The organism is Cohnella sp. GCM10027633, assembly GCF_042675445.1.
Classification (GTDB): Bacteria; Bacillota; Bacilli; order Paenibacillales; family Paenibacillaceae; genus Cohnella.
This window is the reverse complement of sequence record NZ_JBHTGV010000002.1, coordinates 441534-466260: the sequence shown is the minus strand read 5'-3', so window position 1 is coordinate 466260 and position 24727 is coordinate 441534. Positions and strand designations below refer to the sequence as shown.

The 24727-nt window shown below is 60.7% G+C and carries 18 protein-coding genes; 5 read left to right on the top strand and 13 right to left on the bottom strand.

The features are described from left to right. Window positions 1–99 precede the first annotated feature (99 nt). From desA to ACFQZG_RS06500, 3 genes are all read left to right on the top strand, one after another. The gene (gene desA, locus ACFQZG_RS06510) at window positions 100–1140 is read left to right on the top strand and encodes a Delta(5) desaturase DesA (RefSeq protein ID WP_378150748.1); all 1041 of its coding nucleotides are present in this window, start codon (window positions 100–102) and stop codon (window positions 1138–1140) included. A gap of 77 nt (window positions 1141–1217) precedes the next feature. Beyond that, window positions 1218–2357, top strand: a complete 1140-nt coding sequence (locus ACFQZG_RS06505; RefSeq protein ID WP_378151591.1) for a sensor histidine kinase — start codon at window positions 1218–1220, stop codon at window positions 2355–2357. Next, on the top strand, window positions 2354–2953 hold the full coding sequence (locus ACFQZG_RS06500; RefSeq protein ID WP_378150747.1) for a response regulator: 600 nt from the start codon (window positions 2354–2356) through the stop codon (window positions 2951–2953). The genes ACFQZG_RS06505 and ACFQZG_RS06500 overlap by 4 nt, the downstream gene beginning before the upstream one ends. 88 nt (window positions 2954–3041) lie before the next feature. Here the strand turns inward: ACFQZG_RS06500 and ACFQZG_RS06495 are convergent, their stop codons facing one another. The 8 genes from ACFQZG_RS06495 to ACFQZG_RS06460 all read right to left on the bottom strand — a co-directional run bounded on the left by ACFQZG_RS06495 (window position 3042) and on the right by ACFQZG_RS06460 (window position 15059). Beyond that, window positions 3042–3545, bottom strand: a complete 504-nt coding sequence (locus ACFQZG_RS06495) for an SRPBCC family protein (RefSeq protein ID WP_378150746.1) — start codon at window positions 3543–3545, stop codon at window positions 3042–3044. A gap of 27 nt (window positions 3546–3572) precedes the next feature. Then, on the bottom strand, window positions 3573–3968 hold the full coding sequence (locus ACFQZG_RS06490; protein WP_378150745.1) for an ester cyclase: 396 nt from the start codon (window positions 3966–3968) through the stop codon (window positions 3573–3575). A 14-nt stretch (window positions 3969–3982) separates the two neighbouring features. Continuing rightward, complete coding sequence (locus tag ACFQZG_RS06485; RefSeq protein WP_378150744.1) at window positions 3983–4447, bottom strand: DUF2269 family protein; 465 nt, start codon at window positions 4445–4447, stop codon at window positions 3983–3985. A 167-nt stretch (window positions 4448–4614) separates the two neighbouring features. Further along, entirely contained in the window at window positions 4615–6648 is a 2034-nt protein-coding gene (locus ACFQZG_RS06480) for a LuxR C-terminal-related transcriptional regulator (protein WP_378151589.1), read from the bottom strand. Window positions 6649–6834: 186 nt separating this feature from the next. Then, on the bottom strand, window positions 6835–7572 hold the full coding sequence (locus tag ACFQZG_RS06475; RefSeq protein WP_378150743.1) for an SDR family oxidoreductase: 738 nt from the start codon (window positions 7570–7572) through the stop codon (window positions 6835–6837). A 184-nt stretch (window positions 7573–7756) separates the two neighbouring features. Continuing rightward, a complete protein-coding gene (locus ACFQZG_RS06470) occupies window positions 7757–9241 on the bottom strand; it encodes a glutamate synthase subunit beta (RefSeq protein ID WP_378150742.1) in 1485 nt (494 codons plus the stop codon). Window positions 9242–9271: 30 nt separating this feature from the next. Further along, entirely contained in the window at window positions 9272–13882 is a 4611-nt protein-coding gene (gltB, locus tag ACFQZG_RS06465; protein ID WP_378150741.1) for a glutamate synthase large subunit, read from the bottom strand. Window positions 13883–14087: 205 nt separating this feature from the next. Next, entirely contained in the window at window positions 14088–15059 is a 972-nt protein-coding gene (locus ACFQZG_RS06460; RefSeq protein WP_378150740.1) for an NAD(P)-dependent alcohol dehydrogenase, read from the bottom strand. A 140-nt stretch (window positions 15060–15199) separates the two neighbouring features. Here ACFQZG_RS06460 and ACFQZG_RS06455 point away from each other — a divergent pair, with 140 nt between their 5' ends. Beyond that, window positions 15200–16216 carry a S8 family peptidase gene (locus ACFQZG_RS06455; protein WP_378150739.1) on the top strand — a complete coding sequence of 339 codons (1017 nt, stop codon included), beginning with the start codon at window positions 15200–15202 and terminating at the stop codon, window positions 16214–16216. Window positions 16217–16281: 65 nt separating this feature from the next. Here the strand turns inward: ACFQZG_RS06455 and ACFQZG_RS06450 are convergent, their stop codons facing one another. The 5 genes from ACFQZG_RS06450 to ACFQZG_RS06430 form a co-directional block, all read right to left on the bottom strand. Then, window positions 16282–16965 (bottom strand): CAP domain-containing protein, encoded by a 684-nt coding sequence (locus tag ACFQZG_RS06450; RefSeq protein ID WP_378150738.1) that lies wholly within the window; start codon window positions 16963–16965, stop codon window positions 16282–16284. 107 nt (window positions 16966–17072) lie between these two features. Continuing rightward, window positions 17073–20114, bottom strand: coding sequence for an efflux RND transporter permease subunit (locus ACFQZG_RS06445; protein WP_378150737.1), 3042 nt, complete (start codon window positions 20112–20114; stop codon window positions 17073–17075). Between the two features lie 74 nt (window positions 20115–20188). Next, complete coding sequence (locus ACFQZG_RS06440) at window positions 20189–21547, bottom strand: sensor histidine kinase (RefSeq protein WP_378150736.1); 1359 nt, start codon at window positions 21545–21547, stop codon at window positions 20189–20191. After that, the gene (locus ACFQZG_RS06435; protein WP_378150735.1) at window positions 21540–22226 is read right to left on the bottom strand and encodes a response regulator transcription factor; all 687 of its coding nucleotides are present in this window, start codon (window positions 22224–22226) and stop codon (window positions 21540–21542) included. Before ACFQZG_RS06435 ends, ACFQZG_RS06440 begins: the two co-directional genes overlap by 8 nt. A 150-nt stretch (window positions 22227–22376) precedes the next feature. Continuing rightward, entirely contained in the window at window positions 22377–23732 is a 1356-nt protein-coding gene (locus tag ACFQZG_RS06430) for a glycoside hydrolase family 30 protein (protein ID WP_378150734.1), read from the bottom strand. A gap of 123 nt (window positions 23733–23855) precedes the next feature. Here ACFQZG_RS06430 and ACFQZG_RS06425 point away from each other — a divergent pair, with 123 nt between their 5' ends. Next, window positions 23856–24677, top strand: coding sequence for a helix-turn-helix domain-containing protein (locus ACFQZG_RS06425; RefSeq protein WP_378150733.1), 822 nt, complete (start codon window positions 23856–23858; stop codon window positions 24675–24677). The last annotated feature ends 50 nt before the right edge of the window (window positions 24678–24727 follow it).

Sequence of the window (24727 nt, the reverse complement as noted above, 5' to 3'; positions counted from 1 at the left end):
GCCCTTACTGACGTTTATGACTACCTGGTACTAACTCCCTCCTCTACAATGAAAGTGTACACTTGCAACCCGCGACCGAATCCGAGGAGGAACCTGTCCATGATGACAGCCCCAGAAGTACAACTGAAGAAGAAAATGGCGCCGTTCGAGAAGAACGATAAGAGAGCCAGCATTAGGCAGCTCGTCAATACGCTAGGCCCGCTCGTTCTGCTATGGATCGCGGCTTATTATAGTCTATCGATATCGTACTGGCTCACGCTGCCGATCGCGGTCGTGACCGCGGGCTTCGTCGTGCGGACTTTCATTATTTTCCACGATTGCTGCCATCAGTCGTTCTTCCGCGGCAAGCTGGCCAACGAGATCGTCGGCACGATTACGGGCGTCTTGACAGTCGTTCCGTATCACCAGTGGAAAACGACCCATTCGATCCACCACGCTTCGAGCAGCAACTTGGACAAGCGAGGCATCGGCGACATGTGGATCATGACGGTCGAGGAGTACGCTTCGGCTACGTTCTGGCAACGGTTCGCTTACCGCTTCTATCGCAATCCGTTCGTCATGTTCGTTATCGGGCCGATTTATATTTTCCTGATCGACTACCGCTTCAACCGCAAGGGGGCAAGACGCCGGGAACGATTCAACACGTACATTACGAACGTATCGATCGTGCTCCTGTACGCGCTGCTCAGCTGGGCGGTCGGCTGGGAAGCGTTCCTGCTCGTCCAAGCGCCGATCTTCTTCTTCTCCGGGGTCGCGGGCATCTGGCTGTTCTACGTCCAGCACCAGTACGAGGATTCTTACTTCGAGCACGAAGACGAATGGAGCTACGTGAAAGCCGCCGTCGAGGGAAGCTCCTATTACAAGCTGCCGAAGGTGCTGCAATGGATGACGGGCAACATCGGCTTCCATCACGTGCACCACCTGAGTCCGAAGGTGCCGAATTACTATCTCGAAGCCGCGCACAACGCGACGCCGCCGCTGCACATGGCCACGACGATCGACCTGCGTACGAGCTTGAAGTCCATTCGGTTCCGGTTGTGGGACGAAGCGAACAAGAAGTTCATCGGTTTCCGGGAATTCAAGCAGTACGCGCGCTCGCGCAAGCTTGCGTCCGAATCGACCGATAAGCCGGCCGCGTGAAGCCCGAACTAGCGATTCGGCGGGAAGGTTATGCTATGATGAAGGATAAGAAGCGTTCGCCAAGGGAGGCGCCCATTATCCAAAAATGGCATCAGACGTTCCACCGCAATACCGGCCTTAGCCCTTACGTGTGGGTCGTCTTCTGTATTCTTCCGTTCTACTTCATCTTCCGATCCTCGTCGATGCTGGAGATCGGTATCGGCGTCACGATGATTATCTCGTTCTTCGCCTGCTACGCCCTGTCGTTCCTGGCGAAGGGCTGGCAGGTCTATTTCTGGACGGGCGCCCAGATCGCGATATCCGTGGCCATGACCGTCCTATACGGTTACGTCTACTTCTCGCTGTTCCTCGCCTTCTTCATCGGCAACATTCGCAATAAGGCGGGGTTCTTCACCCTCTATTCGGTTCATCTGGTCGGCACGATCGTCACGATCAACTACGGCTTCGTCACGAAGGACCCGCTCCTCGTCTCCCAATTCCCGTTCGTGCTCATCAGCTTGATCGCCGTCATCCTGCTGCCGATCAGCACGTACAACCGGAACAAGCGGGAGCAGCTCGAGGATCAGCTGCAGCTCGCGAACCAACGGATTTCCGATCTCGTCAAGCTGGAAGAACGGCAACGGATCGCCCGCGACCTGCACGACACGCTCGGCCAGCGGCTGTCGCTCATCGGTCTGAAGAGCGACTTGGCGAGCAAGCTGCTGCGCAAGGATCCCGACAGGGCCCAGTCCGAGCTATCCGACGTCCGGCAGACGGCCAGAAGCGCGCTCAAGGAAGTTCGCGAGATGGTGACGAACATGCGCGGCATGCGGCTCGAAGACGAGATCGTGCATATGAAGCAAATGCTGAGCGCGGCCCAGATCGAGTTAACGCTGGAAGGCGATCCGTCCAAGCTGTCTACGACGCTGCTCAACGAGAACGTCCTCAGCATGTGCTTGAAGGAAGCCGTCACCAATATCGTCAAGCATAGCCGGGCGACCCAATGCGAGGTGACGATCGAACCGACGCATTCGGAGCTCGTCGTCAAGGTAGCCGACAATGGGATCGGAATCGCGTCGCGCGACGGCGACGGCTCTAGGAAGAACGGGCTGCGCGGCATGAAGGAACGGCTCGAATTCGTCAACGGCAGCCTGGAGATCGCGTCCGAGAACGGCACGACGCTGTTCATCCGCGTACCGAATCTCGTCCAACAACCGATTGGGGAGGCTAGAACATGATCCGGATCGTCATCGCGGAAGATCAGCGAATGCTGCTCGGCGCGCTTGCGTCCTTGCTGAATCTCGAGCCGGGCATGGAAGTCGTCGGTCAAGCGGGCAACGGCGAGGAAGCGATCGCGCTCGCAAGGCGCCATCGGCCGGACGTCGTCCTCATGGACATCGAGATGCCGGTCAAGAGCGGTCTCGAAGCGGCCGAGGAGCTGATGGACCAAGACTGCAAGATCATCATTCTGACGACGTTCGCGAGATCCGGTTACTTCGAGAAGGCGATGAAAGCCGGCGTGCGCGGCTACCTGCTTAAGGACAGCCCAATCGAGGAGCTCGCGGATTCGATCCGCAGCATCATGGCCGGCCGACGCATCTACTCGCCCGAGCTCGTCGACGAAGCCTACGGCGAGGAGAACCCGCTAACCGAACGCGAACGCGAGGTGCTCGGCCTCATCGCCGACGGGAAGAACACGAAGGAGATCGCCGGCCAGCTGTACATTACGACCGGCACGGTGCGCAACTACATCTCCGTCATCCTGGACAAGCTCAAGGTCACGAACCGGATCGAGGCGATTACGCGGTTCAAGGAGAAGGGTTGGTTCAAGTGAGGGGTTGGGCCTAGCCAAACTCCCGCACGAAGAAGCCTGCGCGAAATCGCGCAGGCTTCTTTTCCGTATTTCGGCGATTTATTACCCCTCATCCGAGCTTTCGTTCCGGCCGATCCGAAGCGAGCGCTTGCTTCGCTTCCGCCTCGGCGATTTTCTTCAGCAAGGCAAGGCTCTGCCGCGTCGTTCTGGCCAAGTAACGCTGATAGAGCCACCGGTCGGCGAACCGGCCGAACCGCGTGTCCTCGGGAGTGAAATTTTGCGTAGCGCGGAATCGGCAGCGCGTCTCCCCGAGCTCCTCGTACTTCCACGTGCCGCCGCCCTTCGCGAACGGCAGCCCTTCCGAACCGACCAAGACGACCGCGCACCTGCGGCAGTTCTCGAACGCGACGGTTTCCAAGTCCATATGGAACGCCTTGCCCCACGAGCGGCCGATCGTGCGCATGACCGCCCCCTTCTGCTGGGTTTCCGCGTTCAACAGCGATACCCGTTCAACCCGGCTGTCCCACTCCGGCCTGCGCTCCGCGCTCTGCGTGAGCACCCAGACGAGCTCGACGGGTGCTTCTATCTCGATGGCGATATCGAATTTAGCCATGATGATCCCCTTTCCGCCGATGTCTCTTCAATCCCCGATCTGCCGCAGCAAGGCCAGCGTATCGAACAAAGCCCAATGCTCGGAGATCCGACCGTCGACGATGCGAAATTCGCGGTATAGCTGCACGTCGATCGGCCGATTCGTCGCTTCCTTCCCTCGGAACGGCCCCAGATGCGTACCCCGCATTCTTAAGCGCACGATCACGCGGTCCTCGAACGCAACGATGCTCTCTTCCGTCGAGCTCTGATCGGGGAATGCCGCGTTCAGCACGCCCGCCATCTGCAGAAGGCCGTCTTTGTTGCCGGGCTGATAAGCATGATCCGTATAATCCGCCGCGAGCAATCGTTCGGCGCATTCGGACTCGCCTTCGTTCCAGAAGCCTTGAATGAATTGTCTCGCCAAAGTCTTATTCGCTTCACTCATGGTTCTCTCTCCCCTCACGCCGGCTTGACGATCATCAGAATGAACAGCAGGACGCCCAACGTGGAAGCGGCATACAGCCATGCGCTCGCTTGCTCGATATTCCGGCGTTGCTCCGGAGGAAGCACGGTCGCGCTATCGTTCGAGGGATCGCTCAACCAACCGCCCGCTTTCTTCATCGCCGGAAACACGGCTACCGCGGTCAGTACCTGTATGGCGACGAAGAGGATGAGCGATCCGATCAGCCACGTTTGGGTGAACGCGCCGTAATCGCCCGCGACGATCAAGCCTATCCCGGACAACACGGCGATCGGGCCTCCGGTTTTCGGGAACGCCTCCAGCTTCTTGGCCAGCGCGAGCGATGCGCGGTATTCTTGCACGCTCTGATTCCTTCTCAACAATACATGGCTTACGAACGTAGGGCCGATCCCGATCAACGCGGACAGGACGTGGATGACGACCAGCGCTTGCATTCCATTCATGTGCCTCAACCTTTCGGACGATAGATTCGAGACTAACTTTATCATCCGGATTCCGGGCGCAATAGGACACGATAGTCGCATTCGCATGATACTTTCGTATCCGTTTCGGAATTTAAAAAAAAAATCGCCGGCGCGGAAAACGCGCGGGCGATTCGATTCGTCTCCCGTCAGCCTAGGCGCGCCGCAAGCTGGCTTCGGCGGCGAATGCCGAGCTTGTCGTACGCGGCGGACAGATGCTTCTTCACGGTTACCTCGCTAATGTACAGCTGCATGGCGATCTCCGCGTTGGACAGTCCGGCGGCCGCAAGCCTCGCCGCTTCTCTCTCCCTCGCCGATAAGTTCGTCGCCCACTCTTCGGACGCTGAAGCTTCTTCCGCTTGCCGCCAGGCGATGCCTTGCCTTCGCAGCAGTTGCGAGAGCAGATGGGCCAGTTGCGTCCCTCGCGTGTCCAATATCAGCATCGGGGCAGGAAAGTTCTCGTAACACCCGTGCTCCGAGCCGGCAACCGCCTCGAAGCCCATGCGTTCGTGCGCATCCATGAATGAGTCGATCGGCGGCGGAGAAGCGAGCAGAAGCCGACCCGAACAAACATAGCTGAACAAGAGCGAGAAGATTTGGTTCTGGTTCCGCTCGTCGGTCCAATCGCGGTAATCGATGGCGCGAATGAACCAGCCGACCGGATCATCCGGCAGAGTCGCCATCGAACGCCGTACCGCGACCGATAGCGTAGCCATATAAGGAGCGCTGAACGGGTCCTGTTCCATGAAGGCCAGCGTACCGGCATGAATGGGGATAATGGCGGCCAGCCCCGCCACCTCGCGGTTATCCCCGCGAAGCAGGAACAAGCAGCGGTTATCCATGTCGTACCAAGCGCGCGGATCGACCCCCTGCAGGCTGGCTTTCGGCAATGCTTCGGAGAACGACGCGCGCACCTCTTGTCTGCTCTCCGGATCGATCGCGGCAAGAGAGACGGTTCGACTCGGCGAAGCCGCCTGCATTCGCACGTAATGTTCCGCTTCGTTTACCGTTTCGCTGTTCACCTGCTCCCACAGCGAAAGCGCGCTCGCGCCACGGTAATAGGCGGCGATCGCTTCTCCCCCGACGAATTGATACAGCTCCCCGACTTCGCAGACCGCGTTCCGCGTCCCGGCGGACGCCAAGATCCGATCGGCGAAGCAGCACGCCAACCGTGCCGAGAGCGTCCTGCAACGATCCGGCGCGCGTTCGCGAAGGTAGGAAGACACCGCGTCGCGCATAATATCGTGCATAACCCAGCCCTGCTCCGCTTTGCGGATGAACGAGAGCCGAATCAATCTGTCGAACGCGTTCGAACATACTTCCGGAACCCCAAGCGCTGCCGCGAGCAAGCTTCCGTCGAACCGGTTCGGCAACGACGCGGCTTCGACGAGAACGCGAAGCTCGGCATCCGCGGCCTCCTTCAGCCAGACGTCCGCCATCTCGTGAAGCCAAGATCGGCCGTCCGGCGATTGGTAACCTGCCGCTACTCCCGTACGGTGAGCCGTTGCCAACGACATGGCCAGCGGATGTCCCAGCGAGGCCCGCCACACCCGCTCGGCCTCCTCTCCGCCCGACAATCCGCAGCGCAAGGCATACGCCGCCGCTTCCTCGCGCGTAAACGCGTCCAGGGAGATTCGCAACGTACGCTCTCTCCATGCCGGCGAAGCGGCCCAAGCTCCCCCGAGCTGAAGTCGTCCGGCCGCGATCAAGAGGACGCGATCGGACAATCTCGCGAACAACCGCTCGCGAAGCCACGTCTCGATACCCGTCAACTCCTCGAACGTATCGAAGGCCAGGACGACCCGGCGGATCTTCGCCTGCTCCCGCAAAGCGCCGATGCAGGCATCCAACCACGCGGCTGCCCCGCTTCCTTGGCCGGGCAGCTCATCCGGCGCGACGCCGAGCAACGCGAGTATCGCGCGGCAGATTTCGTCTTCCCGGTGCGGGAAGTCCCGGCTGTCGACGAGCAGGAACGAAGCGCCGGCCCGGTCGGCCATGCGCCGGAACGCGGCGAGCAGCGTTGTTTTGCCCATGCCGCCGGTTCCGCTAACGTGCCATAGCGTGCGATTCTCCGGCTGACCCGCCAGGAAGCGTCCGAACCGGTCCAATTCGCGGCCGCGTCCCACGAAATAGTAATCTTCCCGCTCCTCGAAGCTGCCTCCTTGCTCTTGGTCCGAATGCATATCGTCCAACACCGCCGATCCTGATTGTTCTCCGAACGAACGCTACTCTATCGATTAAACGACGAAAGCCCCCTGCATCGCAAGGGACTCTCGTCATTTCATTGTCATATGATTCGTCATAAAAATTGTCATTTAACTGTCATTTCATTGTCATTTCAATCTTTTCTCTAGCTTCGCGAGAATCCGTTACCACGGAACGCTGCCGGCGTCGTTGAAGAAGCCGCCGCTCGGGCCGTCCGCGGGAAGAACGGCCAGCCGGACGGCGACCTTAGCGCCGTCCCGGGCGCTCTTCGTGCCCGAGAATCCGTTCATTTCCGTCGCGCAGTAACCGGGATCCGCCGCGTTTATTTTCACGGAAGTGCCTCTTAACTCGTTCGCGAAGAATACCGTCATCGCGTTAACCGCCGTCTTGGAAGAGTTATAGCCGAGCGAGAGAAAAGGAGCGAATTCGAACTCGGGATCGCCGTTCAACGCGAGCGAGCCGAGAGAGCTCGACACGTTGACGATTCGGCCTTGCGCGGATTCGCGAATGAGCGGCAACATCGTCTTGGTCGCGCGCATGACGCCGAATACGTTCGTCTCGTAAATAGCCATGAAGGTAGCCTCGTCGTTGCCGCTAGGCGGTTTCTCCTCCAAGTAGATGCCCGCGTTATTCACCAGAATATCCAGCTTGCCGAAGCGCTCGGAGACGTACCCGGCCGCTCGGTCGAGCGAAGGCTGGCTCGTGACGTCCAGTTCGACGACATGCGCCGCGATCCCTTCCGCCCGCAGTCGCTCCCGGGCGTCCATTCCGCGTTGCGGATCCCTGGCGCCGATCAGCACCGTGATGCCCCGTTCGCCGAGTTGCCTTGCGATTTCCAAGCCGATCCCTTTGTTGGCGCCGGTAACTAAAGCTACCAATCCCTTATCGGACGCTTTCGACATGTCATTACCCCCTGAACCGCGTTGAAGACGGATGAATTCACACCCAATATATCATCCGTCCACGCGCGATCCTATGACACGAAAGTATACTTTTCGGCTAGCTTCGGCTGCCGCGGCGCATATAAAAGATCCCGAACCGCATCGAAACGCGTTCGGGATCTCCCGCTATCGTGAATCCAACAAGCTAAGGCAACAACGTCTCCCCCATCAAGTACCGGTCGCATTCGCGAGCCGCCTCGCGGCCTTCGTTGATCGCCCAGACGACGAGGCTCTGCCCGCGACGCATGTCGCCGGCGGAGAAGACGCCCGCTACGTTCGTCGCGTACTTGCCGTATTCGGCCTTCGCGTTCGAGCGTTCGTCCTTCTCGACGCCGAGCTGGTCGAGCACCGTCGGCTCCGGCCCGAGGAAGCCCATCGCCAGCAGCACGAGCTGCGCCGGCCATTCGCGCTCCGAGCCCGGCACTTCGACGGGGCCGAAGCGGCCGCTCGCGTCGGCCTTCCACTCGATCTCGACCGTATGGAGCGCCTTCAGGTTGCCTTCCTCGTCCCCGACGAACCGCTTCGTCGAGATGAGATATTGCCGGGGATCGCTGCCGTACAGCGCCTTCGCTTCCTCTTGCCCGTAATCCAGCTTGTAGACCCGCGGGAATTGCGGCCATGGATTGTTCCCCGCGCGCGTCTCGGGCGGCTTCGCCATAATCTCGAACTGCGTGACGCTGTTGCAGCCGTGCCGCAGCGACGTGCCGACGCAGTCGGTGCCCGTGTCGCCGCCGCCGATGACGATGACGTCCTTGCCCGCGGCGGAGATGTACGCGCCGTCCTCATGCTCGGAGTCGAGCAGGCTCTTCGTGTTCTTGTGCAGGAACTCCATCGCCAGATGAATGCCCTTGAGCTCGCGGCCTTCGATCGGCAAGTCCCGCCCCTTCGTCGCGCCTCCGCACAGCACGATCGCGTCGAATTCCTCCCGGAGTTGCGACGCCGGAATGTCCCGGCCGATCTCCGTTCCCGTCACGAACGTGATGCCTTCCTCCCGCAGCAGCTCGACGCGCCGCTCCACCGTTCGCTTATCCAGCTTCATGTTCGGAATGCCGTACATGAGCAAGCCGCCGACGCGGTCCGCCCGCTCGTACACCGTCACGAGATGGCCCGCCTTGTTGAGCTGCGCCGCGCAGGCGAGACCCGACGGTCCGGAGCCGACGACGGCGACCTTCTTGCCGGTCCGCGCGGCCGGCGGCTCGGGGACGATCCATCCTTCGGCGAAGCCCCGATCGACGATCGACTTCTCGATGTTCTTGATCGTGACGGGGGGATCGTACAGCCCGACCGTGCAAGAGCCCTCGCAAGGCGCGGGACATACCCGGCCCGTGAACTCCGGAAAATTGTTCGTCTGATGAAGCCGGTCGAGCGCCTGCCGCCACAATCCGCGGTAGACGAGATCGTTCCACTCCGGAATGACGTTGTTGATCGGGCAGCCCGCCGCCATGCCGTTCATGATCTGCCCGGTGTGGCAGAACGGAATGCCGCAATCCATGCATCTGGCGCCTTGCTCGCGAAGCTGCTCCTCCGACGCCTTCAGCTGGAACTCCCGCCAATTCCGTATCCGCTCCAAGGGGTCCATCTCTGGAGGCAGTTCCCGCTTATACTCCATGAAACCGGTCGATTTCCCCATCGCTATTCCTCCGTCGCCTAGGCTCGGCGCTTAGTTGCCGCTGACGCGGGACAAGTCCTTCATATTCGCTTCGAAAGCGGCCATCGCGGCTTCGTTCTCGCCCAAACCTTCCGTCGTCAGCCGCTCCATCGCCTCCAGCATCCGCTTGTAGTCTTTCGGAATGACCTTCACGAACTGCGGCAAGCGTTCCTCCCACGAGGCCACGATCTCCGCCGCCCGCTCGCTGTCCGTGTACCGCGCGTGGCGTTCGATCGTCCGGCGCAGCATCTCGGATTCCACCTTATGCGTCATCCGCTCCAGCAGCACCATCTCCAGATTGCAACGGTTCACGAAGCCGCCGTCCGCGTCCCACACGTACGCGATGCCGCCTGACATGCCCGCCGCGAAGTTGCGACCCGTGCGGCCGAGAATGACGACGCGTCCTCCTGTCATATACTCGCAGCCGTGGTCGCCGACGCCTTCGACGACAGCGTGAGCGCCGCTGTTGCGCACGCAGAAGCGCTCGCCCGCGATGCCGCGGATATACGCTTCTCCCCCCGTCGCCCCGTACAAGCCCACGTTGCCGACGACGATGTTGTCTTCCGCCTTGAACGTCGCTTCCTTCGGCGGGGCGACGATGATCTTGCCGCCGGACAACCCTTTGCCGACGTAGTCGTTCGTATCGCCGAGCAAGCGGAGCGTGATGCCGCGCGGCACGAACGCGCCGAAGCTCTGGCCCGCCGAGCCGTTGAACGAGAAGCGTATCGTGTCGTCCGGCAGCCCCTTGGCGCCGAACCGGCGCGTCACTTCGCTGCCTAGAATCGTGCCGACGACCCGGTTCGTGTTGCGAATCGGGAGCGTCGCCTCCACCGATTCGCCCGACTCGAGCGCCGGAGCGGCGATCGCGATCAGCTCCGTCCGGTCGAGCGACCGGTCGAGGCCATGATCTTGGTCGACGGTACAATATCTGCCGACGTCGGAGCCGACCTCGGGCTGGTGCAGCAGCGGCGACAAGTCGACGCCTTGCGCCTTCCAGTGCGCGACCGCCTTGCGAGCGTTCAGCTTGTCGGTCCTTCCGATCATCTCGTTCACCGTCCGGAAGCCGAGCCGCGCCATAATCTCGCGCAGCTCCTGCGCCACGAAGCGCATGAAGTTGACGACGTGCGCCGGATCGCCCGCGAACTTGGCGCGCAGGTCCGGGTTCTGCGTCGCGACGCCGACCGGGCAAGTGTCGAGGTGGCAGACGCGCATCATGACGCAGCCAAGCACGATGAGCGGCGACGTAGCGAAGCCGTATTCCTCCGCGCCGAGCAAGGCGGCGATCGCGAGGTCGCGGCCCGTCATCAGCTTGCCGTCGGTCTCGACGACGATGCGGTCGCGCAAGTTGTTGAGCACGAGCGTCTGGTGCGTCTCCGCGAGTCCAAGCTCCCACGGCAAGCCCGCGTGGCGGATGCTCGTCTGCGGCGACGCGCCGGTGCCGCCGTCGTAGCCGCTGATGAGGACGACGTCCGCGCGTCCCTTCGCGACGCCCGCCGCGATCGTGCCGACGCCGACCTCGGACACGAGCTTCACGTTGATCCGCGCGCGCGGATTCGCGTTCTTCAGATCATGGATCAGCTCGGCGAGATCCTCGATCGAATAGATATCGTGATGCGGCGGCGGGGAGATGAGGCCGACGCCAGGCGTCGAGCCGCGCACTTCCGCGATCCACGGGTACACCTTGCGGCCCGGCAGCTGCCCGCCTTCGCCCGGCTTCGCTCCCTGGGCCATCTTGATCTGAATCTCGTCCGCGTTAACCAAGTAGTGGCTCGTGACGCCGAACCGTCCCGACGCCACCTGCTTGATCGCGCTGCGGCGGGAATCGCCGTTGGCGTCGGGAACGAAGCGCGCCGGATCTTCGCCGCCTTCGCCGGTATTGCTCTTCGCGCCGATCCGGTTCATCGCGATCGCCATGCTCTCGTGCGCTTCTTTGCTTATCGAGCCATAAGACATCGCGCCGGACTTGAAGCGACGCACGATCTCGTCGACGGACTCGACCTCGTCTACCGGCACGCCTTCTCCGACCGCCTCGTTGAATACCAACAGCCCGCGCAGCGTGAACAGCTGACCTTGCCTGCCGTTCACCGCCTCGGAGAACTTCTTGAACAGCGCGTAATCGTTGTTCCGGCACGCTTGCTGCAGCGCATGGATCGTCTGCGACTGGTAGATGTGCTCTTCCCCGTCGCGGCGCCACTGGTACTCCCCGCCGGACGGCAGCACGAGCTCGCCGCGCTCTTGCTGGGCGAACGCCTTCTCGTGCGGAATGAGCGCTTCGCGCGCGATGACGTCCAGATCTACACCCTCGATGCGAGAAGCCGTCCACGTGAAGTACTTGTCGACGAACGCTTGCGAGAGTCCGACCGCTTCGAAGATTTGCGCCCCGCGGTAGCTCTGGATCGTCGAGATGCCCATCTTGGACAGCACTTTGACGACGCCCTTGATCGAGGCTTTCATATAGTTGTAGATCGCTTTGTCGTGCGAGATGTTCGTGAGCAAGCCTTGGCGGATCATATCCTCCAGCGACTCCAGCGCCAGGTAAGGGTTGATCGCGCTCGCGCCGTAGCCGAGCAGCAGCGCGAAGTGATGCACCTCCCGCGGGTCACCGGACTCGACGAGCAGGCTCACCTTCGTGCGCGTGCCTTGCCGGATCAGATGATGGTGCACGCACGCGACGGCGAGCAGCGCGGGAATCGCCGCGTTCTCCCGGTCCATCTCCCGGTCGGACAGGATGAGCAGGTTATGACCGTGGGCGATGACGCGGTCCGCCGCTTCGCACAAGCCGCCCAGCGCAGCTTCCAGTCCGCGCGCCCCGTCGTCGGCGACGAATAGAATCGGCAGCGTTATCGACTTGAAGCCTGGCCTGCGGATATGCCGCAGCTTCGCGAACTCCTCGTTCGTCAGAATCGGCGACTTCACCTTGATGTGCCGGCAGCTCTCGGGCTCCGGCGCGAGCAGGTTCCGCTCCGGGCCGATCGTCGTGCCCGTCGCCGTGACGATCTCCTCGCGGATCGCGTCGATCGGCGGGTTCGTCACCTGCGCGAACAGCTGCTTGAAGTAGCTGTAGATGCGCTGAGGACGCTGCGACAGCACCGCGAGCGGCGCGTCGTAGCCCATCGAGCCGATCGGCTCGACGCCGCTCTGCGCCATCGGCTCGAACACCTTGCGCAGCTCCTCGAACGTGTAACCGAACGCTCGCTGACGGCGGAACACGGTCGCATGATTCGGCAGGGGCAGTTCCGGCGCGTCCGGCAGCTCCTCCAGCTCGATCAGATGCTCGCGAAGCCACTCCCCGTACGGTTGCTTCGACGCGATGCCCCGCTTCAGCTCCTCGTCGGAGATGATGCGGCCTTCCCGCGTGTCGACGAGCAGCATCCGTCCCGGATGCAGCCGTTCCTTGCGCACGACCTTGTCCGCCGGTATGTCCAGTACGCCGACCTCGGAGGACAGCACGATCAGATCGTCGCTCGTCACGTAATAGCGCGCCGGGCGAAGCCCGTTCCGGTCGAGGAACGCGCCGATCCGCGTGCCGTCCGTGAACGCCATCGCGGCCGGTCCGTCCCACGGCTCCATTAACGTTCCATGGTACTCGTAGAACGCTTTCATGTCCGCGCTCATGCTCTCGTGATTCGCCCACGGTTCCGGAACCATCATCATGGCGGCGTGCGGCAGCGATCGGCCAGACATATACAGGAATTCGAGCGCGTTATCGAACATCGCGGTATCGCTGCCGTCCTGATCGATGACCGGCTTCACCTTGGCCATGTCCGCGGCCGCGCCGAACAGCCCGGACTCCGCGAGCGCTTGGCGCGCGTGCATCCAGTTCACGTTGCCGCGGAGCGTGTTGATCTCCCCGTTATGGATAATGTACCGGTACGGATGCGCGCGCTCCCAGCTCGGAAACGTGTTCGTGCTGAACCGGGAGTGCACGAGCGCGAGCGCCGTCGTCACTTCCGGATCCCGAAGCTCTTCGTAGTAGGAATCGACCTGCTCCGGAATGAGCATCCCCTTGTACACGATCGTCTTGCACGACAAGCTGGAGACGTAGAAGCTCTCTCCGCCCGCTTGCCCGCTATATCGGATCGCTTGCTCGGCCCGCTTGCGAATGACGTACAGCTTGCGCTCGAACGCAAGCTCGTCTTCGCCCGTCTCGCCCTGTCGTCCGATGAACGCTTGCCGCATATACGGTTGAACGGCCTTCGCGGTATCGCCGAGCAGCTCGTCGTTCGTCGGTACCGTTCGCCAGCCGATCCATGCCTGCCCTTCCTCGCGGACGATGCGCTCGAGCTGCTGCTCGAACGATCGCCGGAGCTCCTCGTCACGGGGCAAGAACAGCATGCCGACGCCGTAATCGCCTTCGGCCGGAAGCGAGATTCCCGCCCGTCCCAGCTCGCGCCGGAAGTAAGCGTCCGGAATTTGCAGCAGAATGCCCGCGCCGTCCCCCGTGTTCGTCTCGCAGCCTTGCCCGCCGCGGTGATCCAAGTTCCGCAGCACCGTTAACGCCTGATGCACGAGCTCGTTCGACTTCCGCCCCTTGATATTCGCGACGAAGCCCATGCCGCAGGCGTCGTGCTCGTAGCGGGGATCGTACATGCCTTGCTTCGCCGGTATTCCTGTCCGCATCATCGTGTGCAACCTCTCTCATCGTAGAATAAGGTTCTTCCGCACGCGCGACTGACTGGTTGTCTAACTCCTATAAGATGATAATTCACGATGCGAGTAGATATTCCTTTTTTTGCAAGCAAAAAATGCTCCGAAACGGAGCATTTAATGTCGTTAATGGAGCATTTAATGAGATTAATTCTCGGGTTACCCCGAAATGAACGAGTATTTAGCTTCTGATGCGCACGACGACCTTCCCTTGCGCGCGACCCTCTCCAAGATAACGGATGGCCTCGGCCGCGTCGCTTAACGGATACTGCCGATCGATGACGGGCACGATCCGTCCGGATTCAACGAGCTCCTTCCAGACGAGCTGATCCCCATGGTTCGGCTTATGGAGGAGTAGAGTCAGCTTCTTCTTCTCCAACCAAGAGGTGAGCGGCGACGCGATCAGCGCCTGAAGAATGCGAGACATCGTGCCGCCGACCATGACATAGGTGCCGCCGGATTTCAACGCGCGCTTGACCGCGAACGCGGACCGGGTTCCGACGACGTCGAGAATCAAGTCGTATTGCCGTCCGATCGCGGTGAAATCGTCTTTCCGATAATCCAATACGTGATCGGCGCCGATGGATCGAAGCATATCCAGCTTCTCCAAGCTATCTACGCCGGTCACTTCCGCCCCGAGCAGCTTGGCGTATTGGATCGCGAACGTGCCGACGCCGCCCCCGGCCCCATTAATGAGAACCTGATGACCCGTTCGCAGATTTCCTTTGTCTCTCATGCCCTGCAACGCCAGAACCGCCGCCTGCGGTATGGCGGCCGCCTGTTCGAAGCTCAAGCCCGAAGGCATCGGCGTCAACGTACTCTCCCTAACGCTCACGTATTCGGCGAAGCCGCCCCAACCGCTGCCGGAAATATCCCCGAACACCTCGTCGCCCGGACGGAATCGCCGGACGGCTGCGCCGACGGCGACGACTCTCCCCGCGACGTCCGCGCCGAGAATCGTATAACGCGGCTTGCGGAGCGCGCCAAGCCGGGTGAGGTATGGTCTGCCGCGCAGAAGATCCCAATCCCAAGAATTCACCGATGCCGCATGGATTTCGATTAACGCTTCATCCTCCTTAGGCGAAGGCACATCCACTTCTTTGATCTGGAGAACTTCCGGCGATCCGTATGCATGATAGACCATAGCCTTCATCGTGCGGCCTCCTCGCTCTTCCGGGATTTCAACTCCGCTCATTTTACCATAATTTTCACATCAAACGTTCGAACTCGGCATTCGTTCGCGATATAATGAGTTCAATAGGCATTGACGTTACCGGAAGGAGCATTCGACGCATGAGAAAACTCGGCCTCGCCCTCTTGATTCTGATCGTAGCGCTCAGCTCCGTGAATGCTTCGGCCGGCTCCTACGACGACTACCGCTACTTCCTTCCGTCGACCAAAGTGCCGGACGCGGGCAAGCTTCTGTCCGGGCAGCGGCTGTCCAAGACGCTGATCGTCAATCTCGACTCCGGCATCAGCGAAAGATACTTCGACGTCAACCGCGACAGAACGATATACCAAGCCTGGCGGCTTTCCCGGTATCCGGCGCCGTGGGACGACTTCGGCCATGGCACCAAAGTGCAGTACGTCATCGATGCGGTGCTCGCAAGCTCGGGCATCTCGGACGAGAAAGGCGTTAGCCCCGTGCAGACGATCACCTATAAGATGAACGACCATCGGGGCAAATCCACCGCGAACGGACTCATCGAAGCGTTGAACGACATCATCGACAATTTCGTCGTGAAGAACGGGTGGCCCGTCGCGGCGGTCAACTTCAGCTCCTCCCTCTCGTTCAACTTAAAGGTGCCCGGCGCGAAGGAAGAACGACGGAGGCTGCAGGACGCGTTAAACCGATTGCGCGAGCACGGCGTCACCTTCGTAACCGCATCGGGTAACGAGAACGGCCCGATAAGCGCCGATCTGCAGCTCATGAGCAACGTCATCGTCGTAGGCGCGACCGACCGTTCGAACGACCGGGGGACTTGGAAGGACGACGCCGGCAATCGGCTAGGTTCGAACTACGGCCCGAACCTCGATCTCGTCGCGCCCGGCGTCGACGTCATGATCGGGGAACGGAGACAATCCTACAGATGGGGGAACGGCACTTCCTACGCGGCTCCGCAGGTTACCGCTGCGATAGCGCTCATGCGCGCGCTGAATCCGAAGCTGACGCCGGATCGGATCGAGAGCCTGTTGAAGACGTCGGCGAAGGATCTCGGGGCGAAGAAGAGAGACGATATGTACGGCTACGGCTTGCTAGACGCGAAGAAGACGCTCGGAAGCGTCATCTCGGGTTTGAACGACCAATGATCGCACGCGAAAAAAGCACCTTCGCCATTCTCGACTTGGCGAAGGTGCTTCTCTATTGCCGGGCTTCACTTCCCGATGAACTGCTGCGTCCAGTACGGCTTGCCGTCCTTGACGATGTAGCCGACGCCGAGGTGCGTGAACTCGCCTTTCAAGATGTTGGCGCGATGGCCCGGCGAGTTCATCCAAGCTTCGACGACCGCTTGCGGCGTCGGCTGGCCCATGGCGATGTTCTCGCCGGCGGAGCTGAACTGCACGCCGAAGTTGCGCATCATCGCGAACGGGTCGCCGTACGTCGGCGAATCATGGGCGAAGTAGTTGGTCGCCGCCATGTCCTCCGACTTCGCCTTCGCCGACCGGTTCAGGTTGGCGTCGGTACCGGCGCAAGGCTGCAGCCCCGCCTTCGCCCGCTCATCGTTCGTCAGCGCGAGCACCTGCGATTCGAAGCCGTCCAGACTCTGGTTCGACGGAATCGTGAGCGTCTGGTTCGGATAGATCGTGCCGTCGCTGGACAGCGACGGATTGGCCGACAGCAACTGCTCCACGCTGACGTGGTATTGCTGCGAGATTTTCCAGAGCGAATCGTTCTGCCGCACGACGTGCTTGTTCGCGGGCAGCGTCGTGTCCACCGAGCTGACTTGCATCCGCTGGACGTTATCCTTCACTTGCCGGCCGCATCCGGCGCCGAGAACCGTCAAGGCGCACAGCGCCGCGACGAGCCCGATGATAGCCCATTTGCCTCGTAGGATCATAAGCCGCCTCCTGTTATCGGTGTAACGGGTGATGCGGCTTATTGTCCCCAAGTTGAATCGGCGCATTCACGCGGGTAGGACGGGTTGAGCGGGTTGCCGTCTTCGGATCAGAACGCTTCCTCGATCTTCGTCTTGCGCTTCTTCCATGCCAGCTCGTAGATAACCGGGATGAAGACGAGCGTCAACAGCGTCGAGGTGAACAAGCCGCCGATAACGGTAACCGCCAGACCGCCGGAGATCAGGCTCGTCGTGGAGCCGGACAACGCGAGCGGCAACAGCGCCAGCATCGTAGCGAACGCCGTCATCAGAATCGGACGCAAGCGGGTCTTCGACGCTTCGACGATCGATTCGCGCAGCTCCATGCCGGATTTGCGGTTCTTCTCGACGCGATCCAGCAGTACGACCGCGTTCGTAACGACGATGCCGACGAGCATCAGCATCCCGATCATGCTGCTCATCGTCAGCGCTTGTCCCGTGATGAGCAACCCGCCGAGCGAGCCGACCGGAATGAAGATGAGCGACGTCATGATGATGAGCGGCGTCAGCAATCCGCCGAACGTCATGCTCATGACGAGGAACACGAGGCCTATCGCGACAACCATCGCGATGCCGAGGCTGACGAAGCCTTCGGTAATCATCTCGAGCCCGCCGCCCGTCTTTCTCTCGACGCCTTCAGGCAGCGTCAGTCCGTCGATTCCTTGCTCGATCTCCTTCGTGACCGCGGCCACGTCGTCCGAGTTCTTGACGGTGCCGCTTACTTGCGCGTACGTCTTACCGTCTTCGTGGTTCACCTTGATGAATGCGTTCTGTTCTACGATCGTCGCGACGTCGCCGAGCATCATCGGCCCCGACGCCGTCGGGATCATTACGTTCTCGAGCTCTTCGCGGGAGCCGATCTGCTTGCCGTAAGAGAGCGAGACCGCTTGCGCTTCGTTATCGATCACGTACGTGCCGGCTTGCACCGGACGCAGTTGCTCTCCGGCGAGCTGCATGATCGCGAACGGGCTTACGCCCGCTTCGATGCCTCGCTCGTTCACCGTCAGCACCCATTTCGGCGTCACTTCGTTCATGTTGTTGGAGACGCCCTTGATGTCCGCGTTCGCCTTCATGAGATCTTCGACCTGCTTGGCGGCTTGCGCCAGCTTCGCCGGATCTTGGGCGTACAAGCTGACGTCGATCGTGTCGCCGGTCGGAGGACCTTCGGCCGCGGCCGCCTTCACTTCGACGGTCGTGCCCGGCACTTCCGCGGAGGCGAGCGATTGCAGCTCGGCGCCGAGCTTATCGAGAAGCGGCTGCATGTCCGTGCCCTTCTCGAATTCGGCGTTCACCGTCGCCTTATTGGCGCTGCCGACGGATACGATCGGATTGTCGCTGGCGCCGATCGTAGCGTCGTATCTGACGATGCCGTCGAGGTTCTTCATATAGTCTTCGACTTTGGCCGCCAGCTTGTCCGTCGTCTCCAAGTCGCTCTTCTGCGGCAGAGATAGCGATACGGACGCCGTCGGCGTGGAGCCGGCCGGCAGGAACGCGACGCCGATCGCCGGAATGAGCATCAGGGAGCCGACGAGCAACGCGAGCGATCCGATAATGACGAGCGCCTTGCGCTTCAGCGCCCCGCGGACGACTTTCTCGAAGCCGTTCGCCAGCCTGCTGCCTTCCTTATGCGGCTTCACCTTCTTGAAGAACGCGCTGCCGAGTACCGGAATGAGCATCATCGCGACGAGCAGCGACGTCAGGATCGAGATGACGACCGCCAGCGAGAACGGACGGAAGAATTCTCCGATAATGCCCGACACGAACGCCAACGGCGCGAATACGACGACCATCGCGACCGTGGACGAGCCGACGGCGGCGATGACTTCCTTCGTCGCCCGGTAAGCCAGCTCCTTGCCCTTGAGCTCGTTGCCCTTCTCCTGCTTCCATCTGTATATGTTCTCGATGACGACGATACTGTCGTCTACGATACGGCCGATCGAGACGGCGATGCCGCCGAGCGTCATGATGTTGAGCGTGTAGCCCATCTGGTTCATGAGCGCGATCGTCGCGAAAATCGAGATCGGCAGCGACACGATCGAGATGATCGTCGCCCGCACGTTGCGAAGGAACAGGAAAATGATGATCACGCAGAACAGCGTGCCGTACAATCCTTCCTTCACGAGGCCGCTGACGGACTTCTTGATTTCTTCTCCTTGGTCTTGAATGACGTGGACGCCGATGCCTTGCGGCTCGAACTCGGCCAACGTCTCTTTGACCGCGTCCGACACGTCCGCCGTGTTGGCGTCCTGCGTCTTGATGACGCCGAGAATCAAGCTCGGCGTGCCGTTGAAGCGCGCGATCTGATCCTGCGTCGAATCCGTCTTGATCATCGCGATGTCGGACAGCTGCGTCGCCGGAGCGCCAGCGCCGCCTTGCGCCGGGCTAATCCGAAGGTTCTCCAGCTGCTTGAGCACGGACAGCTGGCCGGTCAGACGAATCGGAATCGTCGTCTCGTCCTGCGTCACCGATCCGAGCGGAAGGGCGTAGTTCTGCGCCTCCAGCGACGACTTGATCGCCGCGAGCGTAATGCCGCGTTCGGCCGCCTTGTCCTTGTCCACGACGATGCTCAGCTGCTCGGAGTGCGTTCCCGTCAGCTCGACCGAGCTGACGCCCGCGATCCCTTGTAGCTTCGGCAGCACTTCCGTCTCCAGCTTCTCCTGCAGCGCCGCCGAATCCTCGCCCTCCGAGAATACGGCCGCCTGGTAGATCGGCGCGGCGTTGATGGACAGCCGCTGCACGTTCAGATTCGCCTGTTCGGGCAGCGGTACTTTATTGATCGCCGCCTCTACTTCCCCGAAACGCTTCTCCATATCTGAGCCGAACGGGAACTGAATGATGACGTTCGCGGCGTTCTCCATCGACGTGCTCGTCAGCGAGTCGTAGCCTTGAATGCCCTTGAGGCTCGACTCGATCGGGGTCGTCACGTCGGTTTCCATCTCCTCCGTCGACGAACCCGGCTGAATGACTTGCACGAATACTGCCGGGAATTCCAGATCCGGGAACGTTTGCTGCTTGATCTGCGTGGCCGAGTAAAACCCGTACCCGAGCACCAGCAAGCATAGAATGACGACGGCTGTGCCGTTTTTAAGACTGATTTTCGTTAATCCGCTCACTTGTAATTCTCCTCTCCTGTCTCTGGTTGCCATGATACCATCCGAATTTGTACGGACTGTGTACGGAGAAGAATTTATTCCGACCGATGCTTGGGCAGCTTGACGGTTATCGTCGTGCCTGCTCCGATCGCGCTCGTTACCTGGATCTCTCCGTTGTGAAGTTCGACGATCCGCTTCACGATCGACAGGCCGATCCCGTTGCCTTGGAGCGTGCGTTCCCTCGACTTGTCGACCTTATAGAAGGGTTTGAAAATATGGTCGATCTCATCCGCGGGAATACCCCGGCCGGTATCGGCGAACGACGCCCGCACGTATTCTCCAAGATCGGTCACCGCGATATCGATGCGCCCTCCGGCTTCGGTGAACTTGACGGCATTGCCGAGCAGATTGACCCACAGTTGGTACAGCCGATCGCGGTCCGCCGACAGCAGCACCTCGTCCGCTTCGAACGAAATATCGATCGCCTTGGCCGCCCACTGCGGCTCGGAAGCGATAATGACGCCGCGTATTTGCTCGTCCAGCCGGTAATGGGTCGCGTTCGGCTTCAGATGCCCGTGCTCGAGCGACGACAGCTGCAGCAGATCCTCGCTGAGCCGCGACAGCCGATTGCTCTCTTCCTCGATGATGCCGAGCAAGCGCATGCGGGCGGGCTCGTCCATTTTCTTATGCATGAGCGCTTGGGTGAAGCCCTTGATCGACGTGAGCGGCGACTGAATCTCGTGCGAGACGTCGGAGACGAACTGCCGCCTCGTGCTCTCGAGCGCGCCTAGCTCCTGCGCCATCCGGTTGAAGCTTGCCGTCAGCTGGCCGATCTCGTCCTTGCGTTTCGAATGGAGGCGCACGTTGAAGTCGCCGGTGGCCATCTTCCGGGTCGCGCGGGTCAGCTTCTGCAGCGGACGAACGACGTACCGCGCCGCGATCGCGATGAACAGGCTGCCGATCAGCAGAATAATGAGCAATTCATTGCGCAGAATCTTCGCCAGAATAACGAACACTTCATCGTCATTGCTCATCATGACGAATAGCGCGAAACGATCGTCCCCGATGCTGAAAGGAAGCCCCACCACCATGTCGCTGCCGTTGGGCCTATGATCGTTGTTCAGAACGGCGCCGCTCACGACCAGACTGATTTCCGACTCGCTTAACGCGAAATTCTGTCCTGTCCCATGGAGCAGCTTGCCTTCCCCATCATATAGACGAATCCGGTAGTTCGGAAACGCGGACAGTCCTTGAAGCATCGGTCCCGTATTGTCGGGGTATGCGCTGACGTAAGCTTGTATGATCGTTTTCCCCGTAGCGGTCGAGCTCTCTAGCACGTATGTACGGATCTGCTCCGTGAAGATACGTCCGTTAAGCAGCAGGCCGATCACCATGCTGACCATGACGGCGCCGATGAACGTAATGGCGACGCGAATGTATAGCGACTTAATCACGGTACACCTCCAGGCGGTAACCGAGTCCACGAAGCGTCACGATCCGGAAGTCCTGTTCGTAGGCCTGGAACCTCTCGCGAAGCCGCTTGATGTGCGTGTCCACCGTCCTCTCGTCGCCTTCGTACTCGTAGCCCCAGATTTGCTCGATAAGCATATCCCGGGTATAGAGCTTGCCGGGGTGACTGCCCAGCATGTACAGCAGCTCGAATTCCTTCGGCGGAATCGATTCCTGAAGACAGGAGCCGCGGTGCCTGACCGCGTAGCCTGTCTTGTCCAGCGTCACGCCGCCGAGCTTCACCGTCTGCGAGATCGAGATCCGGTATCGCTTCAGCAGCGCCTTCACCCGCATGACGAGCTCCATCGGCTCGAACGGCTTGACCAAGTAATCGTCCGTCCCGAGCTCGAATCCCTTGATCCGGTCGAGCGGCTCCCCCTTGGCGGTAATCATGAGCACAGGCTTGTCTCCCGCTTCACGCAGGCGGCGGCACAGCTCCCAGCCGTCCATCTTCGGCATCATGACGTCGAGCACGATCAGGTCCACCGGGTGCTGGCTATTGTAATAGTTCCAGGCTTCCTCGCCGTTGGCTTTCTCCACGACGTCCATGCCTTCGTCCTCTAAGTACAACCGAATCAGCTCGCGTATGTGCTTCTCGTCGTCCACTACCATTATCGTCGTCACAGGGCTCGCATCCTTTGGCTCTATTGTGCATCGTTATGTGTATTATATCGCCGGAATTTGTACGGAGTTTGAACACGGGCTGCTTCTGCGCACCGTTTTAACGCCGAAAAAGCCCCGAACGAGTCGGGGCCAGGTCATCATCCTATGCGTTTACTCCGCCGCCGGGAACAGCAGCGTCTGGATCGAATGCGCCGGAATCGTCGTCTCGGCGACTTGGTCGCGGTTGCGGAGAATATAAGGAACATCCGCGTCCGTGCGGTTCAAGACGACGACCGCGATCGTGCCGTCCGCGTTCTTGAACGCCGTCGTCGACAGCTGCTCCGTATATTTGGAAGAGCCGACTCGCACCGCGCCCGGACGGATGTACTTGCTGAAGTGGCCGATGTAGTAGTACGAGCTCTGGAACGTGAGCGAATCGCTCTTCGTGTCCGCGATGATCGGCGCGTCGCAGAAGTTGCCGACGTGGTTCGGTCCGCCGATCTCGTCGAGCACGATGTTCCAGTCGGTCCACGCTTGCATCCAATTGTTCAGATTGCCGATGATGTCGTGCGCGTAACGCTCTCCGCTTTTCCAAGATCCGAGCTGCACGCCCCCTTCGTGGCACCCTTCCGTGAACACGAGACCTTTGTTCGGATACCGGTCGTGCGTCACCGACAGCGCGTCGAAGTGGTCGCCGGAGTACCAGTGGAAGCCGATGCCCCAGATGTACTTGCTCGCTTCCGCGTCTTCGTAAGCGACCTTGGCGCGGTCGTAGACGCGCTCCTTGTTATGATCCCAGACCATGAGGCGGATGTCCTTGCGTCCCGCTTCCCACAGCTTCGGTCCGAGGTAATCGCGAACGAAGTCTTTCTCTTCCTCGGCCGTATACACGCAGGAGTCCCAAGGCTGAACGGCTTTGGCTTCGTTCTGGACCGTGAGGCCCCATACCGGAATCCCCTCCGCTTCGTACGCTTCGACGAACTTGATGTAGTAGCGAGCCCATGCGTCGCGGAATTCCGGCTTCAGCTCGCCGCCATTGTTCTTCTTGCCGTTCGTCTTCATGAACGGAGGCGGGCTCCAAGGCGAAGCATAGAACGTGAAGTCGTCGCCTACGAGCTTCTTGGCGCCTTGAATGTACGGAATGATCTTCTCCTTATCGCGGCCGATATCGAACGTCTCGAGCTTCTCGTCGCCGTCCTGCACGTAGTCGTAGTTGCCGAGCGAGAAGTCGCAGGAGCTGATGTGCGTGCGCACGACGTTGTAGCCGATGCCCTTCTCCGCGTCGAAGTACGCCTCGAGAATTTTGTTGCGGTTCTCTTCGCCGAGCTTGTACGCCGTTACCGCCGAAGCTTCCGTGATCGCTCCGCCGAAGCCGATGATCTCTTGGTAAGTCACGTCGTCGTAGACGTTGATCAATTGGTTCTCGATGCCCTTCGCGTCGTTCGTAAGCACGAGCGCCTCGCGTTCGGTCAAGCGGTCGGACGAACCGTGCGAGGTTTGGATGACTCTGACTTTACGGTCTGCCATATGAATGTTGATCCCCTTTCGCGTTCCTAGGTCGTATGCCTCCATTATAGAAGGAATCGGCGTTGCTTTTGTAGAAACAATATGGCTGTATACCTCAACGATCTGGTCGGAGGCGAATAGGCAATGAATCCGATTCATGTACAGTTATGCGGCTATCACCAACATCCGGAATCGTTCAGGCAGCACTTCCCCGGCGGTCTGGAAACCTATATTATCCGGTTGCAATTCGAAGGCGTCTCGCAGGCGCTCGTCTCCGGCGGCTATGCGTCCGTCGAGCCGGGAGACCTGATGCTGTTCAAGCCGGGCGACCTGTACGACCTGCGCATCGAACCGGCGAAGGAACCGACGAAGGCAAGCGGCGATTACTTTATTATGAGCACCGGACCGGGAATGGATGAGTGGTGGGCAAGCCGGCAGAGACCGACGAAGGTGAGGATCGCCGAGGACGGCAAGCTGATCGCGCAATGGCACCAGCTGATGGCGGAGAAGAGAAGGCTCGACGGCGGCGACCCGCCCCTCGTGACGCTGCTCGCGCAGACGTTGCTGCTCATGCTGGACCGGGCGATCGGAGAGGCGCCGAGCGCCCGGTCCTCGTCCGCGTTCCACGCGATCCGCATGCGCAATTACATCGAAGCGAACGCCTCCCGTCCGCTTCGGCTCGAAGACGTCGCGCGCGACTGCGGACTTAGCGTTTCCCGCGCGGTGCATCTGTTCAAGGAGCACTACGGAACATCCGTCATCGGCTACGCGCAGCAGATCCGGATGGCGCACGCGCTGGAGCTGCTGCATCACAGTCCGCTGTCGCTAGAGCAAATAGCCGCCGAGACGGGTCTCGGCAGCTACGCATACTTTCATCGTATTTTCCGTGCGCAGCACGGCCTCTCTCCGGGGGCCTACCGGAAGAAGCACGCGGCGAAGGGATTGCGGGGGGAGCCGGGGAATTAGTCCGTCCATAGTCATGCCGCTGATGCTGAAGACGATCCGCTGGGCTAGTC

Coding starts and splice junctions, on each gene's coding strand:
- ACFQZG_RS06425 (WP_378150733.1), top strand. CDS start 23,856: ATGAATCCGATTCATGTACAGTTATGCGGCTATCACCAACATCCGGAA.
- ACFQZG_RS06460 (WP_378150740.1), bottom strand. CDS start 15,059: ATGAAGGCTATGGTCTATCATGCATACGGATCGCCGGAAGTTCTCCAG.
- ACFQZG_RS06430 (WP_378150734.1), bottom strand. CDS start 23,732: ATGGCAGACCGTAAAGTCAGAGTCATCCAAACCTCGCACGGTTCGTCC.
- ACFQZG_RS06500 (WP_378150747.1), top strand. CDS start 2,354: ATGATCCGGATCGTCATCGCGGAAGATCAGCGAATGCTGCTCGGCGCG.
- ACFQZG_RS06455 (WP_378150739.1), top strand. CDS start 15,200: ATGAGAAAACTCGGCCTCGCCCTCTTGATTCTGATCGTAGCGCTCAGC.
- desA (WP_378150748.1), top strand. CDS start 100: ATGATGACAGCCCCAGAAGTACAACTGAAGAAGAAAATGGCGCCGTTC.
- ACFQZG_RS06495 (WP_378150746.1), bottom strand. CDS start 3,545: ATGGCTAAATTCGATATCGCCATCGAGATAGAAGCACCCGTCGAGCTC.
- gltB (WP_378150741.1), bottom strand. CDS start 13,882: ATGATGCGGACAGGAATACCGGCGAAGCAAGGCATGTACGATCCCCGC.
- ACFQZG_RS06490 (WP_378150745.1), bottom strand. CDS start 3,968: ATGAGTGAAGCGAATAAGACTTTGGCGAGACAATTCATTCAAGGCTTC.
- ACFQZG_RS06480 (WP_378151589.1), bottom strand. CDS start 6,648: ATGCATTCGGACCAAGAGCAAGGAGGCAGCTTCGAGGAGCGGGAAGAT.
- ACFQZG_RS06450 (WP_378150738.1), bottom strand. CDS start 16,965: ATGATCCTACGAGGCAAATGGGCTATCATCGGGCTCGTCGCGGCGCTG.
- ACFQZG_RS06485 (WP_378150744.1), bottom strand. CDS start 4,447: ATGAATGGAATGCAAGCGCTGGTCGTCATCCACGTCCTGTCCGCGTTG.
- ACFQZG_RS06475 (WP_378150743.1), bottom strand. CDS start 7,572: ATGTCGAAAGCGTCCGATAAGGGATTGGTAGCTTTAGTTACCGGCGCC.
- ACFQZG_RS06470 (WP_378150742.1), bottom strand. CDS start 9,241: ATGGGGAAATCGACCGGTTTCATGGAGTATAAGCGGGAACTGCCTCCA.